A 26,273-nucleotide genomic window follows, 5' to 3' on the forward strand; every position below is an offset into this window, starting at 1 on the left:
CGCGGCGCGCTTACGCGATGCCCAGCGCCTTGACCTTCTCGACCAGCGCCGCAACGTCCGCGACCTTTTCGCCCGCCTGACGGACCGGCGGTTCGGCGACCTTAAGGGTCTTGAGGCGCGGGGTCAGATCGACGCCGTAATCGGCAGCGGTCTTGGTGCTGAGCGGCTTCTGCTTGGCCTTCATGATATTGGGCAAGCTGGCATAGCGCGGCTCGTTCAAGCGAAGGTCGGTGGTGACGATCGCGGGAAGGCTGAGCTTCACGGTCTGAAGGCCGCCATCAACTTCGCGCTTCACGGTAACGGAATCGCCATCGACTTCGACGGTGTTAGCAAACGTGCCCTGCGGACGGCCCATCAGGGCTGCAAGCATTTGGCCTGTCTGATTCGAATCGTCCGAAATCGACTGCTTGCCGAGGATCACGAGACCGGGCTGTTCTTCTTCGGCAATGGCCTTGAGCAGCTTGGCAACCGCCAGCGGTTCCACGTCTTCATCGGTTTCGATCAGAATCGCACGATCTGCACCCATGGCGAGCGCGGTACGCAGCGTTTCGGCGGCCTTAGCCGGGCCGACGCTGACCGCGACGATTTCAGTGGCCGCGCCTTTTTCCTTCAGGCGGATGGCTTCTTCGACCGCGATCTCATCGAACGGGTTCATGCTCATCTTGACGTTGGCAAGGTCAACGCCCGTGCCATCGGCCTTGACCCGCGGCTTGACGTTGTAATCGATCACCCGCTTGACGGGGACGAGGATCTTCATGGGGCGTTCCTTCCTCTCAAAGAATCATGGGCCGTATCAGCCCTTGCCGCCCGCCTAGCTTGCGTTTACGTAAACGTCAAGCGAGGCGGGGTGCGATAAGGCCGGGCGAGAGTGATACGCGATCAGTCCCGCCCGGGATGTGTCGTGATGATGGCGCCCGCGATCAGGCGGCCTTCTTGACCTCGGCCACGATCTTCTGTGCCGCATCGCCAAGATTATCGGCGCTGACGATGGCGAGGCCCGAATTGTTCAGGATCGCCTTGCCTTCGGCCACGTTGGTGCCTTCCAGACGCACAACCAGCGGAACCTGCAGGTTTACGTCCTTGGCCGCCTGCACGATGCCGTTGGCGATCACGTCGCACTTCATGATCCCGCCGAAAATGTTGACGAGGATGCCCTCGACCGCCGGGTCTTTCAGGATGATCTTGAATGCTGCCGTGACCTTTTCGGTGGTGGCACCGCCGCCCACGTCGAGGAAGTTCGCCGGGAAAGCACCGTTGAGCTTGATGATGTCCATCGTCGCCATCGCGAGGCCCGCACCGTTCACCATGCAGCCAATGTTGCCATCGAGCTTGATGTAGGCGAGGTCGTATTCCGATGCTTCGACTTCGGCCGGGTCTTCCTCGGTCTCGTCGCGCAGGGCTTCGATATCGGGGTGGCGGTACAGCGCGTTGCCGTCAAAGCTCATCTTGGCGTCGAGCACCAGCAGCTTGCCGTCTTCGCTTTCGACCAGCGGGTTGATTTCCAGCATCTCGCAATCGGTGGCGAGGAAGGCGTCATAAAGCTGCTTGGCGAGCTTCTGCGCCTGCTTGTTGAGATCGCCTGTCAGCTTCAATGCGAAGGCCACGGCGCGACCGTGGTGCGGCTGGAAGCCCTGTGCGGGGTCGACGCTGAAGGTGGTGATCAGTTCGGGCGTGTCGTGCGCGACGGTTTCGATGTCCATACCGCCTTCGGTCGAAACGACGAAGGCCACGCGCCCGGTGGCACGATCGACCAGCAGCGAGAGGTAATATTCCTTGGCGATGTCAACGCCATCGGTGATGTAGAGGCGGTTCACCTGCTTGCCGGCATCGCCGGTCTGGATGGTGACCAGTGTGTTGCCGAGCATTTCCTTGGCGTGGGCTTCCACTTCCTCAAGGCTCTTGGCGAGGCGAACGCCGCCCTTGGCATCGGCGCCAAGTTCAGTGAACTTGCCCTTGCCACGGCCACCGGCATGGATTTGGGCCTTCACCACGTAAAGTGGCCCGGGCAGCTTCTTGGCACCTTCCACGGCTTCTTCGACGGTCAGTGCGGCATGGCCTGCAGGAACGGCGATGCCGTGCTGGGCGAGCAGTTCCTTGGCCTGATATTCATGGACGTTCATGGCGTATCGATCCCTTCTAGCAAATCCTGGGGAGAGGTAGGTCTGCAGGGGGCCTAAGCACGGATCGACCCTCTTGAAAAGTACTGTGTGCAGGCGCAACAGCGGGGCTCTCATGATTGACAGGGACCAACTTCTTACCATTGTCCGCGAGGCGGGCCGGATTGCCCATTCGCGGTGGCCGGGATCAGGCCATGCGCTGCACAGCTGGGACAAGACCCCCGGCAACCCGGTAAGCGAGGCCGATCTTGATGTTGACCGTTTTCTGAAACGTGAACTGCATCGCCTGCTGCCTTCGGCCGCCTGGCTTTCGGAAGAAACCGCCGATGACAAGGTGCGCACAGCCAGCGGGTTGATCTGGCTGGTTGATCCGATCGATGGCACCCGCGATTTCGTGGCGGGCCGCACAGGATGGGCGGTATCGGTCGCGCTGGTGAGTGCAGGTCGCCCGCTGATTGGCATTTTGGTGGCGCCTGCTCGCGCTGAAGAATGGGTGGCGATGGCAGGGCAGGGCGCCACATTGAACGGTGCGCCCATCCGCGCCAGCCAGCGCACACAGATTGCAGGCGCACGCGTTCCCACCACGATGTTGCTGAAAGAGGATGGCGATCTGACCGCGGTTGATCAGCCAAACTCGATTGCCCTGCGGATCGCAATGGTTGCCGCCGATCAGGCCGATCTGGTGGCGACGCTGCGCTGGGGGTATGAATGGGATATCGCCGCAGCGACATTGATCGCGCGCGAGGCAGGGGCAGAGGTTTCGGACGCGTTCGGCCGCCCTCTGGCGTATAACAAGCACGATCCGCGTGATTTCGGCGTTCTGGTGTGCTCGCCCGCGATCCACGAGGCGGCAGTCGCGCGGTTGGCGCAGCGGGCCAAGGCGCTTCGCTGATACACGAACGGGCCACCCCCGAAGGGGCGGCCCGCCATGCAATCGTCATGAACCAATCAGTTTCCGCGTGCGGCGTTCACATCATCCTGGCTTACCGGAATGATCTTGATTTCAACGCGGCGGTTCAGCGGCTCGTTAATGTTGTCGCCGGTCTTGATGCGCAGGTAATCATACTGCTCACCGAAGCCCTGGGTCGCCATGCGGGCCCGCGCCACACCGCGGGTCGACAGGTAATCGGCAACCGCATCGGCGCGCTGCTTCGACAGGCGCTGGTTGACCGCGTCGGAGCCGGTGGTGTCGGTGAAGCCATAAACATCGATAAGGCTGTTGGGATAGCGGATCAGCGTCTGTGCCACGCTGTCGAGCGTTGCATAGAAGCTGGGGTTGATCGCAGCCGAACCCGTGGCAAAGGTCACGCCGTCGGGAAGACGAACGAGGATCGCGTCCTGATCGCCGACTTCTTCAACGTCCACGCCGCTGCCGACTGTGGTTTCGCGCAGTTCCTTGATCTGGTCATCATACTGCTTGCCAAGCACCGCGCCGGCCGAACCGCCGATGCCAGCCCCGATGATACGGCCCGTATCACCACCAATGGCGCCGCCCAGCAGATAGCCAAGCGTACCACCAAGTCCGGTGCCAATTGCGGTGCGCGAAATCTTCTTTTCGCCGGTATTGGGATCGGTGACGCAGGCGCTGGTGCCGATGAGGGCCAGTGCTGCGGTGCCCGAAAGCAAGATGCGTGAAATATTCATGGTAAAGTCTCCCTATTTTTACTGACCGACCCTACCTAACCGCCTGGTCAGCGACTTGGTGACGGAACGGGTTGCGCCGGCGGTGGGCTGACCCACATTCACCTTCGCTGAACAAGAAGCAGGCTTTTGAACATATGTTCCATTTGACGTTTGGGATGGCTGGCAAGACGCACAGTTTGTGCTAGCGCACCGCTTGTGACCCCGTTTCCCTGGACCGATCTGGCGACCATTCTCGTCCTCGTTGTAATCAACGGCGTGTTTGCCATGTCCGAACTCGCCATCGTTTCCGCCAAGACCAGTGCGCTGGAGGCCCGGGCCGAAGGTGGATCGAAAGCGGCGCGTGTTGCGATCGGGTTGGCCGCAGACCCGGGCAAGTTTCTTTCGACGGTGCAGATCGGCATCACGCTCATCGGGATCGTGGCGGGTGCCTATTCGGGCGCAAGCCTCGGCGGGCCGGTGGGTGAACGTCTGCAATGGCTGGGCGTGCCAGCCGAATATGCCGAAGAATCAGGTTTCGCGGTGGTCATTGCTTTGACGACCTATCTCAGCGTGGTGGTAGGCGAACTGGTGCCCAAGCAATTGGCGCTGCGCAGCGCGGTTCCGCTTGCGCTGATCATGGCACTGCCGATGGCGATGCTGTCGCGCGTCGCGGCGCCGCTGGTGTGGCTGCTCGACTCCAGCTCGGCCGCGATCATCCGGCTGTTCGGTATCCGCCGTACGGGCGAAGCGTCGGTCACGGCCGAAGAACTTCAGATGATCTTTGCCGAAGCCACCCGTTCGGGCGTGATCGAGGACGAACAGCGCCAGATTCTGACCGGTGTCGTGCGCCTGGCCGAACGGCCCGTGCGTGAGATGATGACTCCGCGCACCGAAGTCGACTGGATCGAGGCCGATGCCGACCTTGCCGAGATTCGCGAAACGATCGAGGACAGTTCGCATTCGCTGCTGCCCGTGGCCGAAGGATCACCCGATACGATCCTTGGCGTGGTGAAGGTGCGCGATGTGCTGGCCGCGATGGTGGCGGGAACGCCGGTTTCGATCCGCGGAATGATCCGCCGCGTCGAAGTGGTGCCCGATCAGCTTGATGCCATGGACGCGCTGCGCGTGCTGCAATCTGCCGAGGTCGCGCTGGCGGTGGTGCACGACGAATACGGCCACTTCGAAGGGATCGTCACTCCGATCGACCTGCTGACCGCCATTGTCGGCAATTTCGCCAGCGACAGCGATGACGGGGATCTGCCGTCTGTGGTTGAACGTGAGGATGGCTCGCTGCTGGTGTCCGGCTCGTTGTCAGCCGATGCGCTGGCTGACCGACTGGGCCTTGAATATGGCGAAGACCGCGAATTCGGGACGGCGGCTGGTTATGTGCTGTCCGTGATGAAGAAGTTGCCCGGCGAAGGCGAATACTTCCACGATCAGGGCTGGCGGTTTGAAGTTGTCGATATGGACGGCCGCCGGATCGACAAACTGCTGGTAAGCCGCCTGAGTGACAGCGCGGAATAGCGCGCGGGCACAGTTTGAACGCCGCATCTGTCGCAAGACAAAAGCGTCCCAGCCTATCGGATGGGCTGCGGCGGACCAATGCCCGCCGCCCCACATATAAAGATCAGATCAGGACGGAATAACCGTGCTTGCCGACTGCCCGTCGCCTTCTGGTGCGGCGATGATGTCCCGCGTTACGCGGCCCTTGGCCACCGTGTTGGTCTGCGTATCGCCTACCTGGCTGCGAATGCCGGGTGCCGCAGCACCGGCGCGGTCGATCACGCTGGCTTCGACACGGCTGCGCGGCGCAGGACCGCCAAACAGGGCTTCGAGCGCCTGCTCAGAGGCGGTGCCTTCGGACGGGCGCGGCGCGCCGGGGGTGGGCGGGGTCAGTGTGAAATCGGGCGGCACAACCAGCGGCGCCTGACGCTGGACCGCGAATTCATCGGGCCGCTCGCGATTGTAGATACCGTTCCCGCCGCCGCAGGCCGCCAGCATTGCCGAAGCGCCGGCCAGCATAATCAGGGGTGCAAACTTACGCATCTTTGGTCTCTCCACGGGGCGGTTCCCCGGATTGGCTCTCGTCCTTGTCGCGCACCAGCAGGCTACGGGCAAGAATAATGACAACGCCGATGGTGATCGCGGCGTCGGCGATATTGAAGATCAGGAAGGGCCGGAATGTCCCGATATGCAGATCGGCATAGTCGATGACATAGCCCAGATCGTAGCGATCCCGGATGTTGCCAAGCGCACCGCCGAGGATCAGCGACAGGCCGATGATATCGCCCAGCTTGCGCTCGCGCATCATCCACACCAGCACCACCAGCGCGATGGCACCCGTCAGCAGCACCAGCAGCCAGCGCGTTTCCATGTCGTTCGCCTGAAACATGCCAAGCGAGATGCCCTTGTTTTCAGTATAGGTAAGATCGAAGAAGGGCAGCAGATCAATATGCAGCACTTCGCGCAAGGCCAGCGGGCCGATGACATACATCTTCACCGCTTGATCGACGATGGCGACCAGCGCCGCCAGCACGAGCCCGATCAGACGGTTGCGTGTGAACAGACCGGTCATGCCCCCATACCTTCCAGCATATCGCCATCGCTGACCACCGCATCGCAGCGGCCGCACAGCGCGCCATCTTCCGCCACGTCGGGCAACAGCCGCCAGCAGCGGCCGCACTTGTTGTGGTCGGTCTTGGTCACGGTCACGCCGCTTCCCTGCCCGCGGGTGACTGTCGCGGTGATGAACAGTTCGGCCAGCGCCGCGTCCGATACGCCTACAGGCACGGCATCGGCAGGCACGGTGACTTCGGCTTCAAGGCTGGAGCGGATCGTCTTGTCGCGCCGCAGCGGCTCGATCGCTTCGTTGACCTGGTCGCGCAAGGATCGCAGCGCATTCCACTTGGCATGATCGACCACCACGCCCGGAACGCTCGGCCATTCGAGCAGGTGGACAGAGCCGTGCCGGCCTTCGTCATCTGCCGCGGCGTCTTCCGGATAGCGGGTCAGCCACACTTCCTCGGCCGTGAACACCAGCACCGGCGCGGCGTAGCGGATCAGCGCGTGGAACAGCAGGTCGAGAACGGTGCGGTAGGCATTGCGCGTCACGCTGTCCGGCCCGTCGCAATACAGCGAATCCTTGCGGATATCGAAGTAGAAGGCCGACAGATCCTCGTTGCAGAAATCGACCAGCAACCGGGTGTAGAGGTTGAAGTCGTAAGCCTCCGCCGCTGCCTTCAGCTTCTTGTCGAGGTCGGCGAGCAGCGCGAGGATATAGACCTCCAGCTCGGGCAGTTCGCCCGCGTCGCCCATGTCGCCCACGAACCCGTCGAGCGCGCCGAGCAGGTAGCGGAAGGTGTTGCGCAGCTTGCGGTACTGGTCGCCGACGCCCTTGAGGATCTCGTCGCCGATGCGGTGATCCTCGGTGAAATCGACGCTCAGCGCCCACAGGCGGATGATGTCCGCGCCGGTCTGCTCCATCACCGTGATCGGGCTGATGGTGTTGCCGAGGCTCTTGGACATCTTCTTGCCCTTGGCGTCCATCGTGAAGCCGTGGGTCAGCACCTGATCGTAGGGCGCGCGGCCGCGCGTGGCGCAGGACTGCAGCAGCGAGGACTGGAACCAGCCGCGATGCTGGTCGCTGCCTTCAAGGTAGAGATTGGCGGGCCATTGCAGGTCGGGCCAGCGCCCGCTTTCGAGCACGAAGGCATGGGTGCAGCCGCTATCGAACCAGACATCGAGAATGTCGGTGACCATTTCCCAGTCATCGGGATTGTGGCTCGCGCCGAGGTATTCCGCCTTGCGGCTTTCGTCCCAGGCATCGACGCCGTCCTGCATCACTGCGGCGACGATGCGGGCGTTGACCTCGGGGTCAGCCAGATAGGTGCCATCGGGCTGCACGAACAGCGTGATCGGCACGCCCCATGCACGCTGGCGCGAGAGCACCCAGTCGGGCCGCCCTTCGACCATCGCGCCGATGCGGTTGCGGCCCTTTTCGGGGATGAACTCGACGCGCGCGATTTCCTCGACCGCACGTTCACGCAAGGTGGGCGAGGCGGCGAGGGTTTCCTCCGCCGGATCGATCGCGCCGCCTTCGTTTTCCCAGCGCTTTTCCGTAGCTGTCTTTGGCTCGATCCACTCCATCACCCGGTCCATCGGCACGAACCACTGCGCGGTCGCACGGAAGATCACTTTGGCCTTGGAACGCCACGAATGCGGGTAAGAATGCGCGTAATCCGCGCTCGCGGCGAGCAGCGCGCCGGTTTCGCGCAGGTCCGAGCAGATCGGGCCGTCGGGCGCGTTGAACTTGGGGTTGATGACGCTCATGCGCCGCTCATCCGCGCCGCCGAGCCATTCCCAGTCGTCACGGTAGCGCCCGTCGTCCATCACCGCGAAGACGGGGTTGATGCCGTTCGCTTTGCACAGGTCGAAGTCGTCCTCGCCGTGATCGGGCGCCATGTGGACGAGACCGGTGCCAGAGTCGGTGGTGACGAAGTCGCCGGGCAGCAGCGGACGCGGGGTGGCGTAGAACCCGCCGAGGTGGTGCATCGGATGGCGGGCGAGGGTGCCGGCGAGGTCGGAACCAACATAGAAGTCCAATGTAGCGTAGTTCTGTTGCGGATCGCCCTGCGTCCTGATCCGCTCACGGAACGGCTTGTATAATTCGCGAGCAACCAGAAAGCGGCGACCGGTAGGTTCTGCCATTTCGTCGAGTTCGGCCAAATGAACATAATCCACCTCCGGCCCATAAGACAAAGCCTGATTCACCGGGATCGTCCAAGGCGTCGTCGTCCAGATCACCGCATGCGCGCCGACCAGTTCGGGAATCGGCGACTCCACAATCTCGAACGCCACGTCGATCTGGGTCGAGGTGATGTCCTCGTATTCGACCTCCGCCTCGGCCAGCGCGGTCTTTTCAACCGGGGACCACATCACCGGCTTTGATCCGCGATAGAGGTTTCCGGCCTCGGCAAACTTCAGCAGTTCGGCAACGATCGTGCCTTCGGCCTGCGGGTCCATGGTGAGATAGGGGTGGTCCCAATCGCCCATGATGCCCAGTCGCTTCAGCTGCTCGCGCTGCACATCCACCCAGCTTTGCGCATAGGCGCGGCATTCGGCGCGGAATTCGGCGGCGGGAACCTCGTCCTTGTTCAGCTTTTTCTTGCGATACTGCTCCTCGACCTTCCATTCGATCGGCAGGCCGTGGCAATCCCAGCCCGGCACGTAAGGCGCATCCTTGCCCAGCAGGTTCTGCGTGCGGCACACCATGTCTTTCAGGATATGATTCAGCGCATGGCCGATATGCATATCGCCATTGGCGTAGGGCGGGCCATCGTGGAGGATGAACTTCTCACGCCCCCGGCGGGCATCGCGCAGCGTATCGTACAGCCCGATCTGCTCCCAGCGCGCGGCAATGCCCGGCTCCTTCTGCGGGAGGCCGGCCTTCATGGGAAAGTTCGTCTTCGGAAGGAAGACAGTGTCTTTCAGATCGCGCTTGGTTTCGTCAGTCATCGGGATGGGCGCTTAGAAGCCGCCGCGCCTCGGCGCAATCCTTGTCCATCTGTTCGATCAGCGCGTCAAGGCTGTCAAACTTGGCCTCGCCGCGCAGGAAATGGTGGAAGGCGACTTCGATCTCCTGCCCATACAGATCGCCGCTGAAGTCGAAGAAATAGGGCTCGAGCAGCTCCTTGGGCGGTTCGAACTGCGGGCGAATGCCGATATTCGCCGCGCCGTGAAGCACTTCGCCCGTCGACAGAATGCGGCCCGTCACGGCGTAGATGCCGTATTTGGGCCGCAAATAGCTGTCGATGGCAAGGTTGGCGGTGGGATAGCCGATGGTGCGCCCGCGCTTATCACCATGCTCGACGATGCCGCGAATCGCGAAAGGCCGGGTGAGCAATTGCGCCGCCAGCTGCGGGTCGCCGTCACGCAGCGCCGTGCGGATGCGGCTGGAAGACACAGTCTCGCCGCCTGCTGCCACGGGTTCGACCACCCTTGATTGCAAGCCCAGTTCGCCGCCCAGCGTGCGCAGCAAACCGACATTGCCCTTCGCTCCCTGGCCGAAGGTGAAATCGCCGCCCGTCACCACCCCATGCGCGCCGAATCGCTCAATCAGGATAGTGCGGATGAAATCCTCCGCGCTGGTGCCTGCCAGTTCGGCGTCGAAATGGAACACCATCATCGCGGTTGCGCCGGCTTCCAGATACAATTCCTGCCGCTGCTCCAGCGTCGTCAGCCGAAAGGGCGGCACATCGGGTTTGAAGTAGCTGACCGGGTGCGGATCGAAGGTCGCGATGATCGAAGGGCGGCCCTCAGTCTGCGCCCAGCGGATCGCTTCGCCCGCCACCGCCTGATGGCCGCGGTGAAACCCGTCGAAATTGCCCAGCGCAATCACCGCACCGCGCAACGCGTCGGGCATGGGATCGCGGTGATCGAGCCAGCGCATCAAGCGGTGCCTTTTGTATAGGTCAGGAAGGAAAAGGCCGGATGCGCGCCTTCAGCGGGGTGATCCTCGCGCGCGGTCAGCAGCCATTCGCGCCCCGGCTCGGCCATGAAGGTGTCGCCCTCGTAATCAGCATGGATCTGCGTCAGTTCGATGCGGTGGGCGAGCGGCATGAACACGTCATAGATCGCCGCCCCGCCAATGATCGCGATTTCGCCGCTGTCATTGCCTTGCGCAGCGAGCGCCAGCGCTTCCTGAACCGATCCGGCTACGTCCACGCCATCGGGCGCGAAGCCATCGCGGCGGGACAAGACGATGTGGCGGCGGCCGGGAAGCAGGCCGGGCAGACTTTGAAAGGTCTTGCGGCCCATGATCATCGGCTTGTGCATGGTCAACGCCTTGAACCGCTTGAGATCGGCGGGCAGCCGCCACGGCAGGTCACCATCATTGCCGATCGCCCCGTTGGCAGCGCGGGCGTAGATCAGGACGATCGCGGCGCTCATCGCAGCGCGTGCCCGACGCGGGTAACATGGCCCATCTTGCGGCCTTCACGCGCTTCACGCTTGCCGTAAAGGTGCAGGTGCGGCTCACCCGGTTCGGCAAGGATCGCATGTGCGTTCAAGGCGTCGTCGCCCACGATGTTACGCATGTCGATCGATTCGAACCGCGTCGCGGTGCCGCCCAGCGGCAACCCGCAAATGGCGCGGATGTGGTTTTCGAACTGGCTGGTGGCCGCGCCTTCGATCGTCCAGTGACCCGAATTGTGGACCCGCGGCGCCATTTCGTTGAACACCGGCCCATCACGTGTGGCGAAGAATTCCAGCGTAAGAACCCCGACATAGCCAAGCGCATCGGCGATCTTGGCAGCCAGAGCGCGGGCCTCGCCCACTTGGGCTTCGACCCTGTCACCTGCCGGCAGAAGCGACTGCGTCAGCATACCCCCATCATGAAGGTTCGCAGTCGAATCCCAGAACCGCACGTCGCCACTTATGCTGCGGACAAGGATCACCGAAAACTCTGTCTCGTAAGTCACGAAGCCTTCGTAGATGCATGTCACGCCCGGAAAGTGGACGCCGCTCGCTTCCAGCGAGGATCGCACGCGCCACTGGCCCTTGCCATCATAACCATCGCGCGCGGTCTTGAGGATGCCGGGCGTCCCAATCCGGGTAAGCGCAGCTTCGAAATCGGCGGCACTGTCGACCCGTGCGTAGGGCGCCGGGGTGCCCCCGTGGTCGGCAGCGAACGCCTTTTCGTTCAGCCGATCCTGCGCCACTTCAAGCGCGCGCGCCGGACAGGGCAGCAAAGTCTGCGGCAGGGCCGCGACCGTGCCAAGCGGGACGTTCTCGAACTCCCATGTCACCACGTCGCAGCGGGCTGCGAAATCCGACAGGGCCGCCGTGTCGTCCCAATCTGCCGTGACGAAATCGCCGCAGGCTTCGGCCGCGACATTGTCACCTTCAGGCGCAAAACCGATGACCTTGTAGCCCAGCTGAAGCGCAGACATGGCCATCATCCGGCCAAGCTGCCCGCCGCCCAGAATGCCGATGGTGGAACCTGCGGGCAGCATCAGTCGACCGGCGCCTCGGCCACGGCGGCGCTTTTTGCAGCGCGCCAGTCCTGCAGGCGTTCGGACAGGTCTTCATCCGACAGGGCAAGGATTGCCGCCGCCAGAAGCCCAGCATTCTTGGCGCCAGCCTCACCGATCGACAGCGTACCCACTGGAACCCCGCCCGGCATCTGTACGATGGAAAGCAGGCTATCGAGCCCCGAAAGTGTCCGTGATTGCACCGGTACGCCCAGCACCGGCAGATGCGTCATGCTGGCGATCATGCCGGGCAAATGCGCCGCGCCGCCTGCGCCTGCAATGATGATGCTGAAGCCTTCGCCTTCGGCGCCTTTGGCAAAGGCGACCATGCGATCTGGCGTCCGGTGGGCCGATGTGATCCGCGCTTCATAAGGCACTTCAAGTTCGTCGAGCACCTCTGCGGCAGCTTTCATGGTGGGCCAGTCCGACTGGCTGCCCATCACGATTGCGATCTTGCCCCCGGTCACGTCCATCATGCGTCCTTCAGATAATACCGTTCGCCCGGCGTCATGCTGTCATCGAAATCGTAGATGATCGGTTGGCCGGTGGGAATTTCGAGCCCGGTGATGTCATCATCCGAAATGTTCGACAGATGCTTCACCAAAGCCCGCAACGAATTGCCGTGTGCTGCGATGATCACAGTCTCGCCGCGCGCCAGATGCGGCAGGATATCGCTTTGCCAGTAGGGCAGCACCCGTTCGATCGTCAGCTTGAGGCTTTCGGTCGAAGGGATCGCAATTCCCGCATAGCGCGGGTCTGCGGCCAGATCGTAGGTGCCGCCAGCCTCCAGCGCGGGCGGGGGCACATCGAAGCTCCGGCGCCAGATATGCACCTGCTCTTCGCCGTGTTTGTCGCGGGTTTCCTGCTTGTCGAGGCCGGTCAGCCCGCCATAATGACGTTCGTTGAGGCGCCAGTCCTTGATTTCGGGAATCCACAGCCGCCCGGCGGATTCCAGCGCGAGATGCAGCGTGCGGATCGCCCGGCTTTGCAATGACGTAAAAGCGATGGTGGGCAACACGCCCTTGTCTTTCAGCAAGACGCCCGCAGCAATCGCCTCTTTCACGCCTTGCTCAGTCAGGTCGACATCCCACCAGCCGGTGAAACGGTTTTCGAGGTTCCACTGGCTTTGGCCGTGGCGGACGAGAATGAGCTTGGGCATCGTTTCTCCGAAGTCGCTGGTCGGGCGCTGCGAACTTTTGCGTCTGAACAGAGCGCGGGTGGTTAGCTTTCGTGTGGCGGATTGGGAAGAGATTCCGTTGCATCTACCGCATCCGAATCGGCGGGTGCATTATTCATGGCGCGGGCCTGCGCCTTGCGCCTGCGCAGGTTGTCGCGCAGACGCGCTGCGAGGCGATCTTCTCGCGACATATTGTTGCGGGTATTCTTATCCATGGGAAACCCCTTGCCGATATGGCCGCGCCCATCAAGCCCCGCTTGACATTGCCGGTAAGCGCGACAATAGCGCCCGCCCATACCGGCGCTGCTGTAGCTCAGTGGTAGAGCGCACCCTTGGTAAGGGTGAGGTCGGGAGTTCAATCCTCCCCAGCAGCACCAGTAAAATAACATGCCGCGCCGTGGCATCTAGTCCCTTAAATGTCGGAAAAATCGCGCAGAACGCGGCTTAACGCGGCGAAGTGATCCTGCGCCTTGCTCTCGCCATGTTAGCCGTGAGGCGTGGCTCGTCTGACATAGAGAACGACTCATCGTATCGGACGTAACTTGTTCGCGGTGGGCCGGTTGTCCGCGGCCTTACCTCATCGGAGATCACCATAATGCGACGTCTTGTAAAAATTGCCCCGGTAACAGCGGGCTTGGCGTTGCTTCTGGCCGCTCCGACGCAGGCGCAGGACGTTGGCGAGACAGAGACGATCGCTGATGAGGGGGGTGATTACCTGTCGCTCGGCACGGGTGTGATTACTGTACCCAGCTACGAAGGCTCTGATGAGAATATCATCATCCCGGAACTGGTGGTGCGCGGAAGCGTATCGGGTTTCAACTTCTTCTCACGCGGTCCGGCACTGTACGTTGATGTCATCCGTGACAATGTTTCCGGACCGGGAATCGATGTCGGCTTTGGCCCGGTGGCCGCTGTGCGCCTGGACCGGACTGATCTGATCAAGGACGCGCAGGTCGAAGCCCTGGGCGAACTGGGCACGGCGATCGAACTGGGCGGGTGGGTCGGCGTCACCAAAACCGGCGTCATCACCAGCGATTTTGACATTCTGAGCGCCCGTATCGATGCGCGGTGGGACGTGAACGGTGCGCATGACAGCTATATCATCACCCCTACAATCGAATACGGCACGCCGCTGTCGACCCAGACCTTTGTCGGCGCATCAGTGGTGGCCGAATATGTCGGCGGTGATTTTGCGGACTATTACTTCAACATCGATGCAGCCGGTGCACAGGTCAGCGGGCTTTCGCCCTATGGCGAGGCGGATGAAGGCTTCAAGCGCGCAGGTGTGAATCTTCTGGCCTCCCATGCGCTGACCGGCGATCTGACCCGCGGATTGAGCGCGGTTGCCGTGGTCGGCTATTACCGGATGCTGGGTGATTTCAAACGGTCACCCATCGTCGCTGAAGCTGGCAGTGCCGATCAGTTCATTGCGGGGCTTGGGCTCACCTACACCTTCTGATCGCGCCGACACCCGCTGGTCCCGTGCGCATAGACGCAGACACCCGTCAGGCTTCGAGTTCGACATCCCAGTAAAGCCAGTCCCGCCAGGTTTCATGCAGATAACCGGGCGGGAACTGCTTTCCGTGCTGCTGCAACTGCCAGCTGGTTGGCCGGATCGGCGTTCGCAGCAGGGGCATCGCGGCTTGCCTGGGTGTGCGGCCGCCCTTCTTCATGTTGCAAGGCGCGCAGGCCGTGATGATATTTTCCCAGGTCGTGCGTCCGCCCAGACGCCGCGGCGTGACGTGATCGAACGTCAGGTGTTCGTGACTGCCGCAATACTGGCACTGGAAGCGATCGCGCAGGAACACATTGAACCGCGTGAAAGCCGGAAATTCGCTGTGTTTCACATATTGCCGCAGCGCGATGACGCTTGGGATCTTCATGTCGAAATTGGGCGAATGGACTTCGCGATCATAGCTCGCGACGATATCCACCCGGTCGAGATACACCGCCTTGATTGCCGTTTGCCACGGCCACAGGCTGAGCGGGTAATAGGACAAGGGGGTGTAATCGGCGTTGAGCACTAGCGCCGGACACGCCGACAGATTGCGCGTCGGGTCTTCATCGACCCCGCGGAACCGGGCGGCTCTTTCGATCAGTTCGGCTTTGAACACGGTTTGCGTTCCTCCCTGATTGCGTCCATCCTGACGTGGCAGGCCAAAGAGTCAAACCCGTTACAAGGTGGCTATCCACAGGGACAGCCTGTTGATGAGCTGTGGATAGCGTAACAATCTTTCGTATGGCATGGCGCTGGCATGTCCGAACACGCCCCGCTTGTGACCCGATTTGCCCCTAGTCCGAACGGCCATCTGCATCTGGGTCATGCCTTGTCCGCGATTGTCGCGCATGATCTGGCGCGCGCCGCCGGAGGGCGTTTCGTGCTGCGAATCGAAGATATTGATGGCCCCCGGTCGCGGGCCGAACTGGCCGACGAATTCCGCTGCGATCTGACATGGCTTGGATTGGAATGGGTCGATGTGCCGGCACAATCCGCACGGCTCGAAAGCTACGCCGTCGCTGCACACCAATTGAGGGCACGCGGCCTGCTTTATCCCTGTGCCTGCACGCGCAAAGATATCGAGGCAGCAGGTGCAGTGAGCGGGGCTGATGGCCTGATCTATCCCGGCATTTGCAAGCGCACACCGCCAGACCCCGACCGCGCGATGGCTTGGCGGCTGGATACGGCCCGCGCGATTGCGCAAATCGGACAGCTGACATGGGTTGATGAACACGCCGGGCCGCAACAGGTCGATCTGTCGCGCATCGGCGATGTCGTGCTGGTGCGCAAGAATCTGCCGGCAAGCTACCATCTGGCCGCCACGCTTGACGATGCTGCGGATGGTATCACGCTTGTCACACGCGGCGCCGATCTTTTCATGGCAAGCCATGTCCACCGCACCTTGCAAGCCTTGCTGGATCTGCCGGTGCCGCGCTGGCACCATCACCGCTTGCTGACCGACGAAAACGGCGAAAAACTGGCCAAGCGGCGCGGTTCGCCAGCCCTTGCCGAGCGGCGCGAAGCAGGGGAGGATGGCCGGATGCTTGCCGCACAACTGCGATTGCAGCATTTGCAGCTTGGAACCTGACGGGCGAACGTCCATTATAACACCATGAACTATGTGCTTGTGCCCGTATTGCTGGTCCTGATGGGGCTTGTGGCCTTCTCTCTGATCAAGGGGGTTGTCGCTTTTCTCAGGACAACCAAGATCGATCTGGAAACCGGCGAAGGTTCGACCGCGACCGATATGCAGCTGGCGCAGAACAAGGCCATGTTTGCGCGGATCAAATATCAGGCGCTGGCAATCGTGGTTGTTGCTATCATTCTGGCGGTATCGCGCTAGACCGGCGACCGATGGTCAAGCTCAATCGCATTTACACCCGCACCGGCGATGACGGGACCACCGGCCTTGTCGATGGATCGCGTCTTCCCAAGCACGCGCTTCGCATGGAGGCGATCGGGACAGTTGATGAAGCCAATGCCGCGCTCGGTTTTGCCCTGCGCAAGTTGAGCCGCAATCCCGCCGATGCCGTCTTCCGTATCCAGAACGATCTGTTCGATCTGGGCGCCGATCTGGCGACGCCCGCGGGGCCGGAAGAAGACTTTACTCCCAGCGCGATGGTCTTGCGTATCGTGGCGTCGCAAGTCACCTGGCTGGAAGATCAGATCGACGCGCTCACCAACATTCTTGAACCGCTGACCAGTTTCATCCTGCCCGGCGGAAACGAAGCGGCTGCGCGATTGCATCTGGCGCGCACCGCGGCACGCCGCGCCGAGCGCGCAATGACCGCGCTGGCGCAGGAAGAACCGACCAATCCGGCCGCCCTGCAATATATCAATCGCCTGTCCGATTATCTTTTTGTGCTGGGGCGTGCGGCCAATAATGATGGCAAGGCCGACATAAAGTGGGTTCCCGGCGCCAACCGCTAGCCAAGCCCACCTGACCTCGCTAGGGCGGCAAGCAATTGCTGCACTTGCGAAGGACAACATCATGCGCACCATCGCTGTCATCGGGGCCGGTCAAATGGGCACCGGCATCGCCCAGACCGTTGCGGCTCAGGGCATGAATGTGATGCTGGCCGATATCGATCTCTCCCGTGCCGAAGCCGGTAAAGCCAACGTTGAAAAGGCGCTGGTCAAGTTGATGGGGCGCGGCAAGATCGAGGCGGCAGATGCCGAGGCACTGCTCGCCCGGATCACGCCGGTGGCCGATTATGCGCCCTTTGCCGAAGCCGATCTCATCATCGAAGCTGCGACCGAACGCGAAGAGATCAAGAACGCGATCTTCGAAAAGGCGGGCGCGGTGCTTGGCGATACGGCGATCATGGCGTCCAACACGTCATCGATCCCGATTACGCGCATGGCGAACCATTCCCCCGATCCGGCGCGGTTTATCGGCCTGCACTTTTTCAATCCGGTTCCGGTGATGGGCCTCATCGAAGTCATCCCCGGCCTTGCCACCGCGCAGGACACCACCGACCGCGTCACGGCTTTCGCACAGGGTCTGGGCAAGGAAGTGGTGCTGAGCCAGGACGAACCCGGATTTGTCGTGAACCGCATCCTGCTGCCGATGATCAACGAAGCGGTGTTCGTGCTGGGTCAATCGACCGCCGGAATCGAAGACATCGACAAGGGGTGCCGCCTTGGTCTCAACCATCCCATGGGCCCGTTGCAATTGGCTGATTTCGTCGGACTGGATACCTGCCTCGACATTATCAAGGTGCTCTACAAGACCACACGCGACAGCAAGTATCGCCCTGCGCCGCTGCTGGTAAAGTATGTTGAAGCCGGCTGGCTGGGCCGCAAGTCCGGGCGCGGTTTCTACGACTACACCGGCGATGTGCCGGTGCCAACTCGCTGACGCCAGGCTGATTGGCCGTTACCGGCCCGCATCGATCGGGGCACCGATCTGTACCCGACCCGGCGCAATGGCCGTGGGTGAAAGCGGTGCGAGCATCGGGTTGTTGATGTCCGACGGCGCGGGTCTGCTGCTGGCTGGGCCGCTTGGTGGGGCATCATCGGGCATGGACCCGTAATCACCGAAAACCGCAGGTTCAGCCGCCGGCCCGCTTTCGCGCGAACTGTCATCCATCCGCTGCGCGCTTTCGGCGCTGCTGTCGCGTTGCAATTCGATCAGCTTGACCGCGGAAGTCAGCATACCGCCATCATCCGACGTGCCGACCATCGACACCGCACTGCACACGGTCATCGCGGCAAAGGCGAGGGCGACCTTGCTGTTCTGGAAGACGGTTTTGTACATGGTGCGAGGATAACAGGGCCGTGGTTAAAACTTCGTGCAATCGCCTTGGCCTGTGCAGCGAACGGACTGCCGCCGGTGGTGCAACATCCGCGCTGCGGTGCGACTTGTGCCCGGTCTAGGAGAACAACCATGTCCGACCACAAGAACCCCGCCTCTGTTGCTGGCCATCCCGAAGGCCTGGCCCCCGAAACGCACAATTCCGAACAGGATGAAAGCGGACAGCAGGCACAGGATCTCGCACGAGAAGCGCAGAACGACACGAATGAAAAGCCAGGTGGCACCGAAAGCCGCAAGGCGCCTTCGCCCGGCGTGGACAATGTGGCGGGCCACGAAACCGATCTAGTGGACGTGATGCGCAACATGGAAGACACCGGCGAAATCGACAATTCGGCCTTTTCGGGGGAGCCCGATCACGATGATGAACCCGCCCGGTATCACGACAGCGGCGTCGATGCCGATGAGGATGAAGAGGCGCTGCAAGACGGTACGGGGCCCGATGTCCTGCGCGAAACCGATCGCCCGTAATCGTTGAGACTGGCCGGGGGCTGGGCGGTTCGTCCAGCCCCTTCAATGCGGCAGCGCACGCTTCCATTCGTATAGCAGGTCCAACGCTTCACGCGGTGTCAGCGCGTCGATATCCGCCGCACGCAGCGCATCGGCCAGCTTTTGTTCGGCTGATGCGGGCACAGGTTCAGCGGCAAGCGCGGCAAACAGCGGCAGATCGCCCAACCCGGCAGCGATTCCGCCGGTAGCCGTCCGTGTCGCCTCCAATTTTTCAAGCACGGCCCTGGCGCGCGCGACGACAGGCTCCGGAACCCCGGCAAGCCGCGCAACGGCAAGGCCATAGGACCGATCCGCCGGGCCATCGGCCAGTTCGTGCAGCAGCACCAGATCGCCCTTCCATTCCCGCGCTCGCACGTGATGGAGCGACAGCGCCTCGCATGTTTCGGCCAGCCGGGCCAATTCGTGATAGTGCGTGGCAAACAGGCATCGGCATTCGATCTGCGAATGCACCGCTTCAGCCACAGCCCAGGCCAGCGCCAGGCCATCATAGGTCGATGTGCCCCGGCCCACTTCGTCAAGGATAACGAAACTGCGCGGCGTGGCCTGCGCCAGAATTGCGGCGGTTTCCACCATTTCGACCATGAAGGTGGAACGCCCGCGGGCCAGATTGTCCGCAGCGCCAACACGGCTGAACAGGCGATCGACAAGTCCGATTTGCGCGGCACTGGCGGGGACAAAGCACCCCGCTTGTGCCAGCAGCACGATCAAGGCGTTCTGGCGCAGGAAGGTCGATTTGCCGCCCATATTGGGCCCGCCGATCAACCACAGCCGGTCTTCGCGAAGCAAATGGCAATCATTGGCGACGAACCGTTCCCCCGCCTTGGCAAGCGCGGCTTCAACCACCGGGTGACGCCCGCCGGTGATGGTGAGCGCGGCGTCTTCGGAAATCTGCGGGCGGCACCAGTCCGCCTCGCTCGCGCGTTCGGCATTGCCCGCTGCCACATCGATCCGGGCCAGGGCCGCAGCAGTTGCCGCGATGGCTTCGCGTGCAGCGACGACTTCGGCCACGAGCTTTTCGAAATGAGCCTCTTCGGTTGCCAGCGCATGCCCGCCAGCTTCGGCAATGCGCGCGGCTTCGGCATGCAGTTTGACCGAATTGAACCGCACTGCATCTTTCATGGTCTGCCGGTGCGTGAAGCCGCTGTCGGGGGCCATCAGCCGATCGGCATGGCGTGCCGCCACTTCGATGAAATAGCCCAGCACCCCATTGTGGCGGATTTTCAACGTGGCAATGCCTGTTTCGTCGCGGTAACGCGCCTCCATCGCGGCAATGGCGCGCCGGGCATCGCCCGATGCGGCGCGCAATTCATCTAGCGCGGCATCGTAACCATCGGCGATATAGCCGCCGCCCGATCGTTCGGTCGGCGGCGAGGCCACCAGCGCACGGGTCAACCCATCGGTCAGCGCGCCGTGTCCGGTGAGATCCGCAAGCACGCTGTCAAGCAGCGGCGGGCGATCCTGGGCGGCACGCAACCAATGATGCAGCCGCATCGCTTCGCCAAGCCCATCGCGCAGCTGGCCCAGATCACGCGGGCTGCCGCGTCCTGCCACTACCCGGCCCAGCGCGCGTCCCAGATCGGCAATCGATCGCAAGGCTTCGCGCAGCTGAGCGCGCTCGATCGGGCGGTCGCGCCAGAATTGCACCAACCCAAGGCGCGCCTCGATCCGGGCCGCATCCAGCAAGGGCGCGGACAGATCTTCGGCCAGAAGCCGGGAACCGGCGCCGGTGACGCAGCGATCGATCGCGCCGATCAGACTGCCAGCCCGGCCGCCCGTGGTGCTTTCAAGGATTTCCAGACTGGCCCGCGTGGCCGCATCCATCGCCATCCCTGCCGCGCCTGCCCGCGACACCGGGGGCAGCAGCAGCGGCAATCTGCCGCGCCCGACATGACCGAGATAGGCAATCAGCCCGCCAGCCGCTGCCAGCATCGCGCGGGAAAAGTCGCCAAAGGCATCAAGCGTGGCCACGCCGTGCGCAGCCATCAGCCGGTCAGCGCCGGCATCGCTGGCAAAGGTGGTGCGGGGCCGAAAGATCGCGTCATCCGGGCCATGTGCCCAGTCTTCGGAGACGACCACTTCGCTGGGCGACAACCGAGCTAGCGCCGCGCCGAACTGATCGGCTGCGCATTCTTCCAGCACCATGGCACCCGTCGACACATCGCACGATGCAATCCCGATGGTGCCGCGAAGGTCCGCCAGCGCGACCAGTACATTGGCGCGGCGCGGTTCGAGCAGGGCTTCTTCGGTCAAGGTGCCCGCTGTGACCAGCCGCACGATCGCCCGGCCAACCAGCGCCTTGGACGACGGGGTACCTTCGCGTTTGGCCCGCGCCTTGGCTTCACCGGGCGTTTCGACCTGTTCGGCGATGGCGACGCGGCAGCCCGCCTTGATAAGCCGTGCCAGATAGCCTTCCGACGAATGCACCGGCACCCCGCACATCGGGATGGGCAAGCCTTCGTGTTCGCCCCGCGTCGTCAACGCGATGTCAAGAATTTGCGCGGCTTGGCGTGCGTCTTCGAAAAACAGTTCGAAGAAATCGCCCATCCGGTAGAACAGCATGGCATCGCCCGCTTCTTCGCGCAGGGCGAGGTATTGCGCCATCATCGGGGTGAGTTTGGATATTGCGGGAGCGGACATCGTCGCGGCCTTGCCCCATCGGCCGCGATTCGCAAACGTCCGCCGCTACGGCTTTCCCCCGCGTTGCGCCATTTCCGGCCTATCGCATCAGCCTGTGGGCGGCTAAGCGGAACACGAATTTGCATCGGACACACAAAGGGATCAGGCACATGGCCGACGAGAACGGCATCGAGAACAAGGGCGGCTTCACCGCGCGCGAGGCGCTGTTCTATCACGAGACGATCCGCCCCGGTAAGCTCGAGATCGTCGCGACCAAGCCGATGACCTCGCAGCGTGACCTCAGCCTTGCCTATTCGCCCGGGGTGGCCGTGCCGGTGGAAGCCATCGCCGCCGATCCCTCGCTCGCCGCGCGCTACACCGCCAAGGCCAATCTGGTGGCGGTGATTTCCAACGGTACCGCTATCCTGGGCCTAGGCAATCTGGGCGCGCTGGCCTCCAAGCCGGTGATGGAAGGCAAGGCGGTGCTGTTCAAACGCTTCGCCGACGTGGATTCGATCGACATCGAACTCGATACCGAAGACCCTGATGCCTTCATCAATGCGGTGGCACTGATGGAGCCGACCTTTGGCGGCATCAATTTGGAAGACATCAAGGCGCCTGAATGCTTCATCATCGAAGCCGCCTTGCGCGAACGCATGAAGATCCCGGTGATGCACGATGACCAGCACGGCACCGCGATCATCACGGCGGCCGGCCTGCTCAATGCGTGCCACCTGACCGGGCGCGATTTCCGCGACGTGAAGGTGGTCGTCAACGGCGCGGGCGCGGCGGCGATTGCCTGCACCGCGCTGATCAAGGCGATGGGTGTGCGCCACGACAATGTGATCATGTGCGATCGTTCGGGACCCATCACACCGGGCCGCGAGGACGTGGACCAGTGGAAAAGCGCCCACGCGGTCGCCACCTCGGCCACAAGCCTTGAAGAAGCGCTGGTGGGTGCGGACATCTTCCTTGGCTTGTCGGCGGCCGGCGCGCTGAAGCCCGAATGGGTGCGCAGGATGGCCGACCGCCCGATCATCTTCGCGATGGCCAACCCCGTGCCCGAAATCATGCCCGACGAAGCCAAGGCCGTGCGCCCCGACGCAATCATCGCCACCGGCCGCAGCGATTTCCCCAATCAGGTTAACAACGTGCTGGGCTTCCCCTTCATCTTCCGCGGCGCGCTGGATGTACGGGCGACCACCATCAATGAAGAAATGAAGGTCGCTGCAGCGCAGGCGATCGCCGAACTGGCGCGCCAGCAGGTGCCCGAAGAAGTCGCATCGGCTTATGGCAAGAACCATAAGTTCGGCACCGATTACATCATCCCCGCACCGTTCGATCCGCGTCTTATCGAAGTGGTATCTTCAGCGGTTGCGAAAGCGGCGATGGATTCGGGCGTGGCGCAGGCCCGGATTGAGGATTTCGATGCCTACCGGGTCAAGCTGCGGTCACGCCTCAACCCCACCACATCGGTGCTGAGCGGCGTGTACGAAGTTGCCAAGGCCAATCCCAAGCGCATGGTCTTTGCCGAGGCCGAGGAAGAAGTGGTGCTGCGCGCTGCGATCCAGTACCGCGATTTCGGCTATGGCACCCCCATTCTGGTGGGCCGCACCAAGGCGGTGCTCGACAAGCTGCATCAGTTGTCGGTCAGCGATCCCGGCAGCTTTGAAATCCAGAACTCTGCCGATAGCGAACACGTGCCGGAAATGGTCGCATTCCTTTACAAGCGGCTGCAGCGGCGAGGTTACACCGAACGCGACGTGCGCCGCATGGTCAATCAGGAACGCAACGTGTTTGCCGCGCTGCTGGTGGCACTGGGTCATGGCGATGGCATGATAACCGGGATGACGCGCACCTTTGCGCAGACCGTGCGCGAAGTGAACATTGTGCTCGATCCCAAGGAAGGCGCGCTGCCTTTCGGTATCCACATGATGATCGGCAAGAACCATACCACCTTCCTGGCTGATACCACGATCAACGAACGTCCCAATGCGCAGGAACTGGCCCATATCGCGCGCGAAACTGCTGCGGTCGCGCGCCGGATGGGTCACGAACCGCGGGTCGCCTTCCTCAGCTATTCGACCTTCGGCAACCCGTCGGGCCAATGGCTGAATTCGATTCGCGAAGCCGTGGCCATTCTGGACCGGGAAGATCCGGGCTTTGAATATGAAGGCGAAATGGCACCCGATGCCGCGCTCAACCCCAAGGTCATGTCGCTTTATCCCTTCAGCCGCCTGTCCGGCCCGGCCAACGTGCTGATCATGCCGGGGCTGCAATCGGCCAACCTGTCAGCCAAGTTGCTGCGCGAATTGGGCAGCAATGCCACGATCGGCCCGATGATGATCGGGGTGGAAAAGCCCGTGCAGATCGTGCCGATGACAGCCAGCGTGCCGGATGTGCTGACACTGGCCGTCCTGGCGAGCGCGGGGGTCGTGGGATAACACGCCCGAGGCATGAAAAAGGGGGGCACGGCCAACATGGCGATGCCCCCCTTGTCATGTCACCGGGATCAGGCCCGGTGGTATCATTCGCGTCAGTTGCTCATCGCGGCCTTATTGACTTCGCCGGTGGCGATGTCGGTCATGGTGCGATCACCGCTATAGGTGTTGTCGAGGCACGTCTGCAGCGTCTTGGCATCGTCGTTCAGGCCCAGGCGCTTGGCAAAGGCGACCACGGTGCCGTAACCGGCCAGGCCATAATGCGTCATACGCTGGTACTGCGTGATGATCGACGCATCGAGCACGTCCTTGTCTTCGATATCGGCTTCTAGCGCGTGCGCCTTCACTTCCTTCACAAGACCTTCCATGCCCTTGCAGAATTCGCCGGTCGGTTCGGCATCGTGGCTCTTGATGATCTTGCCAACCTGCTCGATGCCTTCGCCAATTCCGTCGACGCCAGCCTTCAAGGCTTCCTTCAGCGCGTCTGACGTGGCCTTCTCGTGCATCTTCTTGGTGGCTTCAAGCGACTGCTTGTTCGCGCTGTAGATGTCCTGAAGCTGGTCGATATACAGATCTTTGAGCGTTGCGATCGTCATGTGGTCTTCTCCTGCTGGGATCATTGTTTCTTGGGCAGGATAAGGCGTGCGGGCATGACATGTTCCATGCTGGCGCGGCCCGTAGCGGGCAAACACGACGAGGCGCGGGACGGGCGCGATGGGTGGCGCGCAAGCCCCTGATGCAGCAGTCAGCGCCGCCGGAAGCGGAAGTACCACACTTCGTGGCCGTACACGGTGCGCGCCTTATGCTCGTAACGTGTTTCGGGCCAGCCTGCGGGTCGCACCTGCCAGTCGGCGGGTTTGTCGACCACCCATTCAAACAAATCAGTGTGGCGCTGCATCACCATCAGCGCATGGCGCAGGTAGACCGCATGATCGGTGCCGAACCGAAATTCGCCGCCAGCCTTCATCTTGCTGGCAAGGAGCTTGATCGGTCCATCATTCACCATCCGCCGCTTGGCATGGCGCGCCTTGGGCCAGGGGTCTGGGTGAAGCAGATAGGCCATCGTCAGCGCGCCATCCGGGATGCGTTGCAGCACCTCCAGCGCGTCGCCATGATGTAGCCGGATGTTGGCAAGCCGTTGATCGGCCACATGGGTCAGTGCCTGCGCCACACCGTTGACGAAAGGTTCGGCGCCAATGAAGCCGTGATCGGGCAACAGATCGGCGCGGTAGGCCAGATGCTCACCGCCGCCGAAGCCGATTTCGAAATGCAGGGGGCGCGCATCGCCGAACAGGCTTTCGCTTGTGACGGGGCCTTCGGCGGGCACAGCGATCTGCGGCAGAAGGGTGTCGACCAACCCCTGCTGATACTTGCGCAACTTCTTGCCGACGCTGCGACCGTAAAGCCGCGCAATGGTGGTCGGATCGCCTTCCTTGAATGCTGTCATGGCGCGCCCATAGAAAAATGCCCGACGTGTTTCCACCCCGGGCACCAACAATTGCCAAAGAGCGCCACTCCGGCCCTAAAGGCCGCGAGCGCTAGCGCGTGAGCCGCAAGTGCTCGGTGCCGCGGGCACCGAAACGGCCCAAGGACGAGGGCCCGAATGGGCCCTCGAAGAACCAATTACGCCGCTTCGACGACCGTTTCGTCATCGCGCAGAACGTAACCGCGGCCCCAGACGGTTTCGATGTAGTTTTCACCGCCGCAAGCCAGCGACAGCTTCTTGCGCAGCTTGCAGATGAACACGTCGATGATCTTGAGTTCGGGTTCGTCCATCCCGCCGTACAGGTGGTTGAGGAACATTTCCTTGGTCAGCGTGGTGCCCTTGCGAAGCGAGAGCAGTTCCAGCATCGCATATTCCTTGCCGGTCAGGTGAACGCGGCTGCCATCGACTTCGACCGTCTTGGCATCGAGGTTCACGGCGAGCTTGCCGGTGCGGATGACCGACTGCGAATGGCCCTTCGAACGACGCACCACGGCATAAATGCGGGCGACCAGTTCTTCGCGGTGGAACGGCTTGGTGACGTAATCATCCGCGCCAAAGCCGAAGCTGCGGATCTTCGAATCCATTTCGCTGATGCCTGACAGGATCAGCACTGGGGTCTGCACCTTGGCGACGCGCAGCTTTTTCAGCACGTCATACCCATGCATGTCGGGCAGGTTCAGATCGAGCAGGATGATATCGTAATCATACAGCTTGCCCAGATCGAGGCCCTCTTCACCCAGGTCGGTCGAATAGACGTTGAAGCCTTCGGTGGTGAGCATCAGCTCGATCGCCTTGGCGGTGGTCGGTTCGTCTTCGATGAGCAGCACGCGCATTGCAGTCCCCTGTCCTTGCCCCATGGTAACCCCTGCTTAGGAGAGGTTGCCATCTGTTAACCACGCCACTTCTCACCAAAAAAGGTTAATAAGAAGTTTAGGGCGTTAACGATTTGAAGTGAGTCTTT

General features: G+C 62.3%; 27 protein-coding genes and 1 tRNA gene. 10 read left to right on the top strand and 18 right to left on the bottom strand.

What is annotated here, in order from left to right; translation table 11 throughout:
- Positions 1 to 10: 10 nt before the first annotated feature.
- The gene (locus tag SJY33_RS12415) at positions 11 to 757 is read right to left on the bottom strand and encodes an electron transfer flavoprotein subunit beta/FixA family protein (RefSeq protein WP_379923081.1); all 747 of its coding nucleotides are present in this window, start codon (positions 755 to 757) and stop codon (positions 11 to 13) included.
- Positions 758 to 920: 163 nt separating this feature from the next.
- Complete coding sequence (gene sucC, locus SJY33_RS12420; protein ID WP_379923082.1) at positions 921 to 2,120, bottom strand: ADP-forming succinate--CoA ligase subunit beta; 1,200 nt, start codon at positions 2,118 to 2,120, stop codon at positions 921 to 923.
- 112 nt (positions 2,121 to 2,232) lie between these two features.
- Here sucC and SJY33_RS12425 point away from each other — a divergent pair, with 112 nt between their 5' ends.
- Entirely contained in the window at positions 2,233 to 3,009 is a 777-nt protein-coding gene (locus SJY33_RS12425; protein ID WP_379923083.1) for a 3'(2'),5'-bisphosphate nucleotidase CysQ, read from the top strand.
- A gap of 56 nt (positions 3,010 to 3,065) precedes the next feature.
- On the opposite strand, the gene SJY33_RS12430 is transcribed toward SJY33_RS12425, so the two are convergent.
- Positions 3,066 to 3,761, bottom strand: a complete 696-nt coding sequence (locus tag SJY33_RS12430; RefSeq protein WP_379923084.1) for an OmpA family protein — start codon at positions 3,759 to 3,761, stop codon at positions 3,066 to 3,068.
- Between the two features lie 195 nt (positions 3,762 to 3,956).
- On the opposite strand from SJY33_RS12430, the gene SJY33_RS12435 reads away from it, so the two are divergent.
- Entirely contained in the window at positions 3,957 to 5,264 is a 1,308-nt protein-coding gene (locus SJY33_RS12435; RefSeq protein WP_379923085.1) for a hemolysin family protein, read from the top strand.
- 108 nt (positions 5,265 to 5,372) lie between these two features.
- On the opposite strand, the gene SJY33_RS12440 is transcribed toward SJY33_RS12435, so the two are convergent.
- From SJY33_RS12440 to SJY33_RS12480, 9 genes are all read right to left on the bottom strand, one after another.
- On the bottom strand, positions 5,373 to 5,786 hold the full coding sequence (locus tag SJY33_RS12440) for a DUF3035 domain-containing protein (protein WP_379923086.1): 414 nt from the start codon (positions 5,784 to 5,786) through the stop codon (positions 5,373 to 5,375).
- Positions 5,779 to 6,315, bottom strand: a complete 537-nt coding sequence (lspA, locus tag SJY33_RS12445) for a signal peptidase II (protein ID WP_379923087.1) — start codon at positions 6,313 to 6,315, stop codon at positions 5,779 to 5,781. The genes SJY33_RS12440 and lspA overlap by 8 nt, the downstream gene beginning before the upstream one ends.
- The gene (ileS, locus tag SJY33_RS12450; protein ID WP_379923088.1) at positions 6,312 to 9,254 is read right to left on the bottom strand and encodes an isoleucine--tRNA ligase; all 2,943 of its coding nucleotides are present in this window, start codon (positions 9,252 to 9,254) and stop codon (positions 6,312 to 6,314) included. Before ileS ends, lspA begins: the two co-directional genes overlap by 4 nt.
- Entirely contained in the window at positions 9,247 to 10,188 is a 942-nt protein-coding gene (locus SJY33_RS12455; RefSeq protein WP_379923089.1) for a bifunctional riboflavin kinase/FAD synthetase, read from the bottom strand. Before SJY33_RS12455 ends, ileS begins: the two co-directional genes overlap by 8 nt.
- Positions 10,188 to 10,688 (bottom strand): dihydrofolate reductase, encoded by a 501-nt coding sequence (locus SJY33_RS12460; protein WP_379923090.1) that lies wholly within the window; start codon positions 10,686 to 10,688, stop codon positions 10,188 to 10,190. The genes SJY33_RS12455 and SJY33_RS12460 overlap by 1 nt, the downstream gene beginning before the upstream one ends.
- Complete coding sequence (locus SJY33_RS12465; RefSeq protein ID WP_379923091.1) at positions 10,685 to 11,752, bottom strand: 5-(carboxyamino)imidazole ribonucleotide synthase; 1,068 nt, start codon at positions 11,750 to 11,752, stop codon at positions 10,685 to 10,687. Before SJY33_RS12465 ends, SJY33_RS12460 begins: the two co-directional genes overlap by 4 nt.
- A complete protein-coding gene (gene purE / locus SJY33_RS12470) occupies positions 11,752 to 12,243 on the bottom strand; it encodes a 5-(carboxyamino)imidazole ribonucleotide mutase (RefSeq protein ID WP_379923591.1) in 492 nt (163 codons plus the stop codon). Before purE ends, SJY33_RS12465 begins: the two co-directional genes overlap by 1 nt.
- On the bottom strand, positions 12,243 to 12,929 hold the full coding sequence (gene gpmA / locus SJY33_RS12475; protein ID WP_379923092.1) for a 2,3-diphosphoglycerate-dependent phosphoglycerate mutase: 687 nt from the start codon (positions 12,927 to 12,929) through the stop codon (positions 12,243 to 12,245). The genes purE and gpmA overlap by 1 nt, the downstream gene beginning before the upstream one ends.
- Before the next feature lie 62 nt (positions 12,930 to 12,991).
- Positions 12,992 to 13,162: a hypothetical protein gene (locus SJY33_RS12480; RefSeq protein WP_379923093.1), complete on the bottom strand. Its 171-nt coding sequence runs from the start codon at positions 13,160 to 13,162 to the stop codon at positions 12,992 to 12,994.
- 87 nt (positions 13,163 to 13,249) lie between these two features.
- Here SJY33_RS12480 and SJY33_RS12485 point away from each other — a divergent pair.
- Positions 13,250 to 13,324 (top strand) — tRNA-Thr (locus SJY33_RS12485).
- 218 nt (positions 13,325 to 13,542) lie between these two features.
- A complete protein-coding gene (locus SJY33_RS12490) occupies positions 13,543 to 14,406 on the top strand; it encodes a MipA/OmpV family protein (RefSeq protein ID WP_379923094.1) in 864 nt (287 codons plus the stop codon).
- A gap of 46 nt (positions 14,407 to 14,452) precedes the next feature.
- Here SJY33_RS12490 and SJY33_RS12495 read toward each other — a convergent pair whose 3' ends face one another.
- Positions 14,453 to 15,061, bottom strand: a complete 609-nt coding sequence (locus tag SJY33_RS12495; RefSeq protein ID WP_379923095.1) for an HNH endonuclease — start codon at positions 15,059 to 15,061, stop codon at positions 14,453 to 14,455.
- A 141-nt stretch (positions 15,062 to 15,202) separates the two neighbouring features.
- Between SJY33_RS12495 and gluQRS the strand changes: the two genes are divergently transcribed.
- The 4 genes from gluQRS (at position 15,203) to SJY33_RS12515 (ending at position 17,806) form a co-directional block, all read left to right on the top strand.
- Positions 15,203 to 16,033 carry a tRNA glutamyl-Q(34) synthetase GluQRS gene (gluQRS, locus tag SJY33_RS12500; RefSeq protein ID WP_379923096.1) on the top strand — a complete coding sequence of 277 codons (831 nt, stop codon included), beginning with the start codon at positions 15,203 to 15,205 and terminating at the stop codon, positions 16,031 to 16,033.
- A 24-nt stretch (positions 16,034 to 16,057) separates the two neighbouring features.
- Positions 16,058 to 16,288: a hypothetical protein gene (locus tag SJY33_RS12505; RefSeq protein WP_379923097.1), complete on the top strand. Its 231-nt coding sequence runs from the start codon at positions 16,058 to 16,060 to the stop codon at positions 16,286 to 16,288.
- Between the two features lie 11 nt (positions 16,289 to 16,299).
- A complete protein-coding gene (locus SJY33_RS12510) occupies positions 16,300 to 16,875 on the top strand; it encodes a cob(I)yrinic acid a,c-diamide adenosyltransferase (RefSeq protein ID WP_379923098.1) in 576 nt (191 codons plus the stop codon).
- A 61-nt stretch (positions 16,876 to 16,936) separates the two neighbouring features.
- Positions 16,937 to 17,806, top strand: a complete 870-nt coding sequence (locus tag SJY33_RS12515; RefSeq protein ID WP_379923099.1) for a 3-hydroxyacyl-CoA dehydrogenase NAD-binding domain-containing protein — start codon at positions 16,937 to 16,939, stop codon at positions 17,804 to 17,806.
- A gap of 18 nt (positions 17,807 to 17,824) precedes the next feature.
- Here the strand turns inward: SJY33_RS12515 and SJY33_RS12520 are convergent, their stop codons facing one another.
- On the bottom strand, positions 17,825 to 18,205 hold the full coding sequence (locus tag SJY33_RS12520; RefSeq protein ID WP_379923100.1) for a hypothetical protein: 381 nt from the start codon (positions 18,203 to 18,205) through the stop codon (positions 17,825 to 17,827).
- 129 nt (positions 18,206 to 18,334) lie between these two features.
- On the opposite strand from SJY33_RS12520, the gene SJY33_RS12525 reads away from it, so the two are divergent.
- A complete protein-coding gene (locus tag SJY33_RS12525; protein ID WP_379923101.1) occupies positions 18,335 to 18,730 on the top strand; it encodes a hypothetical protein in 396 nt (131 codons plus the stop codon).
- 42 nt (positions 18,731 to 18,772) lie between these two features.
- Here SJY33_RS12525 and mutS read toward each other — a convergent pair whose 3' ends face one another.
- Entirely contained in the window at positions 18,773 to 21,406 is a 2,634-nt protein-coding gene (gene mutS / locus SJY33_RS12530) for a DNA mismatch repair protein MutS (RefSeq protein WP_379923102.1), read from the bottom strand.
- Positions 21,407 to 21,555: 149 nt separating this feature from the next.
- Between mutS and SJY33_RS12535 the strand changes: the two genes are divergently transcribed.
- On the top strand, positions 21,556 to 23,829 hold the full coding sequence (locus SJY33_RS12535; RefSeq protein ID WP_379923103.1) for an NADP-dependent malic enzyme: 2,274 nt from the start codon (positions 21,556 to 21,558) through the stop codon (positions 23,827 to 23,829).
- A gap of 92 nt (positions 23,830 to 23,921) precedes the next feature.
- Here the strand turns inward: SJY33_RS12535 and SJY33_RS12540 are convergent, their stop codons facing one another.
- The 3 genes from SJY33_RS12540 to ctrA all read right to left on the bottom strand — a co-directional run bounded on the left by SJY33_RS12540 (position 23,922) and on the right by ctrA (position 26,145).
- Positions 23,922 to 24,422 carry a ferritin-like domain-containing protein gene (locus SJY33_RS12540; protein ID WP_379923104.1) on the bottom strand — a complete coding sequence of 167 codons (501 nt, stop codon included), beginning with the start codon at positions 24,420 to 24,422 and terminating at the stop codon, positions 23,922 to 23,924.
- A gap of 149 nt (positions 24,423 to 24,571) precedes the next feature.
- Positions 24,572 to 25,273: a tRNA (guanine(46)-N(7))-methyltransferase TrmB gene (locus SJY33_RS12545; RefSeq protein WP_379923105.1), complete on the bottom strand. Its 702-nt coding sequence runs from the start codon at positions 25,271 to 25,273 to the stop codon at positions 24,572 to 24,574.
- A gap of 176 nt (positions 25,274 to 25,449) precedes the next feature.
- On the bottom strand, positions 25,450 to 26,145 hold the full coding sequence (gene ctrA / locus SJY33_RS12550) for a response regulator transcription factor CtrA (protein ID WP_054119309.1): 696 nt from the start codon (positions 26,143 to 26,145) through the stop codon (positions 25,450 to 25,452).
- Between the last annotated feature and the right edge of the window lie 128 nt (positions 26,146 to 26,273).

This window comes from Erythrobacter sp. R86502, assembly GCF_042466465.1.
Lineage (GTDB): Bacteria > Pseudomonadota > Alphaproteobacteria > Sphingomonadales > Sphingomonadaceae > Erythrobacter.

What these genes read in the sequence shown, in the direction of transcription:
- SJY33_RS12465 (WP_379923091.1), bottom strand. Translation starts at nt 11,752, where the DNA reads ATGCTGCCCGCAGGTTCCACCATCGGCATTCTGGGCGGCGGGCAGCTT.
- ctrA (WP_054119309.1), bottom strand. Translation starts at nt 26,145, where the DNA reads ATGCGCGTGCTGCTCATCGAAGACGAACCGACCACCGCCAAGGCGATC.
- SJY33_RS12415 (WP_379923081.1), bottom strand. Translation starts at nt 757, where the DNA reads ATGAAGATCCTCGTCCCCGTCAAGCGGGTGATCGATTACAACGTCAAG.
- SJY33_RS12460 (WP_379923090.1), bottom strand. Translation starts at nt 10,688, where the DNA reads ATGAGCGCCGCGATCGTCCTGATCTACGCCCGCGCTGCCAACGGGGCG.
- SJY33_RS12540 (WP_379923104.1), bottom strand. Translation starts at nt 24,422, where the DNA reads ATGACGATCGCAACGCTCAAAGATCTGTATATCGACCAGCTTCAGGAC.
- SJY33_RS12525 (WP_379923101.1), top strand. Translation starts at nt 18,335, where the DNA reads ATGTCCGACCACAAGAACCCCGCCTCTGTTGCTGGCCATCCCGAAGGC.
- SJY33_RS12425 (WP_379923083.1), top strand. Translation starts at nt 2,233, where the DNA reads ATGATTGACAGGGACCAACTTCTTACCATTGTCCGCGAGGCGGGCCGG.
- gpmA (WP_379923092.1), bottom strand. Translation starts at nt 12,929, where the DNA reads ATGCCCAAGCTCATTCTCGTCCGCCACGGCCAAAGCCAGTGGAACCTC.
- SJY33_RS12480 (WP_379923093.1), bottom strand. Translation starts at nt 13,162, where the DNA reads ATGGATAAGAATACCCGCAACAATATGTCGCGAGAAGATCGCCTCGCA.
- lspA (WP_379923087.1), bottom strand. Translation starts at nt 6,315, where the DNA reads ATGACCGGTCTGTTCACACGCAACCGTCTGATCGGGCTCGTGCTGGCG.
- ileS (WP_379923088.1), bottom strand. Translation starts at nt 9,254, where the DNA reads ATGACTGACGAAACCAAGCGCGATCTGAAAGACACTGTCTTCCTTCCG.
- SJY33_RS12490 (WP_379923094.1), top strand. Translation starts at nt 13,543, where the DNA reads ATGCGACGTCTTGTAAAAATTGCCCCGGTAACAGCGGGCTTGGCGTTG.
- sucC (WP_379923082.1), bottom strand. Translation starts at nt 2,120, where the DNA reads ATGAACGTCCATGAATATCAGGCCAAGGAACTGCTCGCCCAGCACGGC.
- SJY33_RS12520 (WP_379923100.1), bottom strand. Translation starts at nt 18,205, where the DNA reads ATGTACAAAACCGTCTTCCAGAACAGCAAGGTCGCCCTCGCCTTTGCC.
- SJY33_RS12505 (WP_379923097.1), top strand. Translation starts at nt 16,058, where the DNA reads ATGAACTATGTGCTTGTGCCCGTATTGCTGGTCCTGATGGGGCTTGTG.
- gluQRS (WP_379923096.1), top strand. Translation starts at nt 15,203, where the DNA reads ATGTCCGAACACGCCCCGCTTGTGACCCGATTTGCCCCTAGTCCGAAC.
- purE (WP_379923591.1), bottom strand. Translation starts at nt 12,243, where the DNA reads ATGGACGTGACCGGGGGCAAGATCGCAATCGTGATGGGCAGCCAGTCG.
- mutS (WP_379923102.1), bottom strand. Translation starts at nt 21,406, where the DNA reads ATGTCCGCTCCCGCAATATCCAAACTCACCCCGATGATGGCGCAATAC.
- SJY33_RS12515 (WP_379923099.1), top strand. Translation starts at nt 16,937, where the DNA reads ATGCGCACCATCGCTGTCATCGGGGCCGGTCAAATGGGCACCGGCATC.
- SJY33_RS12430 (WP_379923084.1), bottom strand. Translation starts at nt 3,761, where the DNA reads ATGAATATTTCACGCATCTTGCTTTCGGGCACCGCAGCACTGGCCCTC.
- SJY33_RS12535 (WP_379923103.1), top strand. Translation starts at nt 21,556, where the DNA reads ATGGCCGACGAGAACGGCATCGAGAACAAGGGCGGCTTCACCGCGCGC.
- SJY33_RS12510 (WP_379923098.1), top strand. Translation starts at nt 16,300, where the DNA reads ATGGTCAAGCTCAATCGCATTTACACCCGCACCGGCGATGACGGGACC.
- SJY33_RS12545 (WP_379923105.1), bottom strand. Translation starts at nt 25,273, where the DNA reads ATGACAGCATTCAAGGAAGGCGATCCGACCACCATTGCGCGGCTTTAC.
- SJY33_RS12455 (WP_379923089.1), bottom strand. Translation starts at nt 10,188, where the DNA reads ATGCGCTGGCTCGATCACCGCGATCCCATGCCCGACGCGTTGCGCGGT.
- SJY33_RS12440 (WP_379923086.1), bottom strand. Translation starts at nt 5,786, where the DNA reads ATGCGTAAGTTTGCACCCCTGATTATGCTGGCCGGCGCTTCGGCAATG.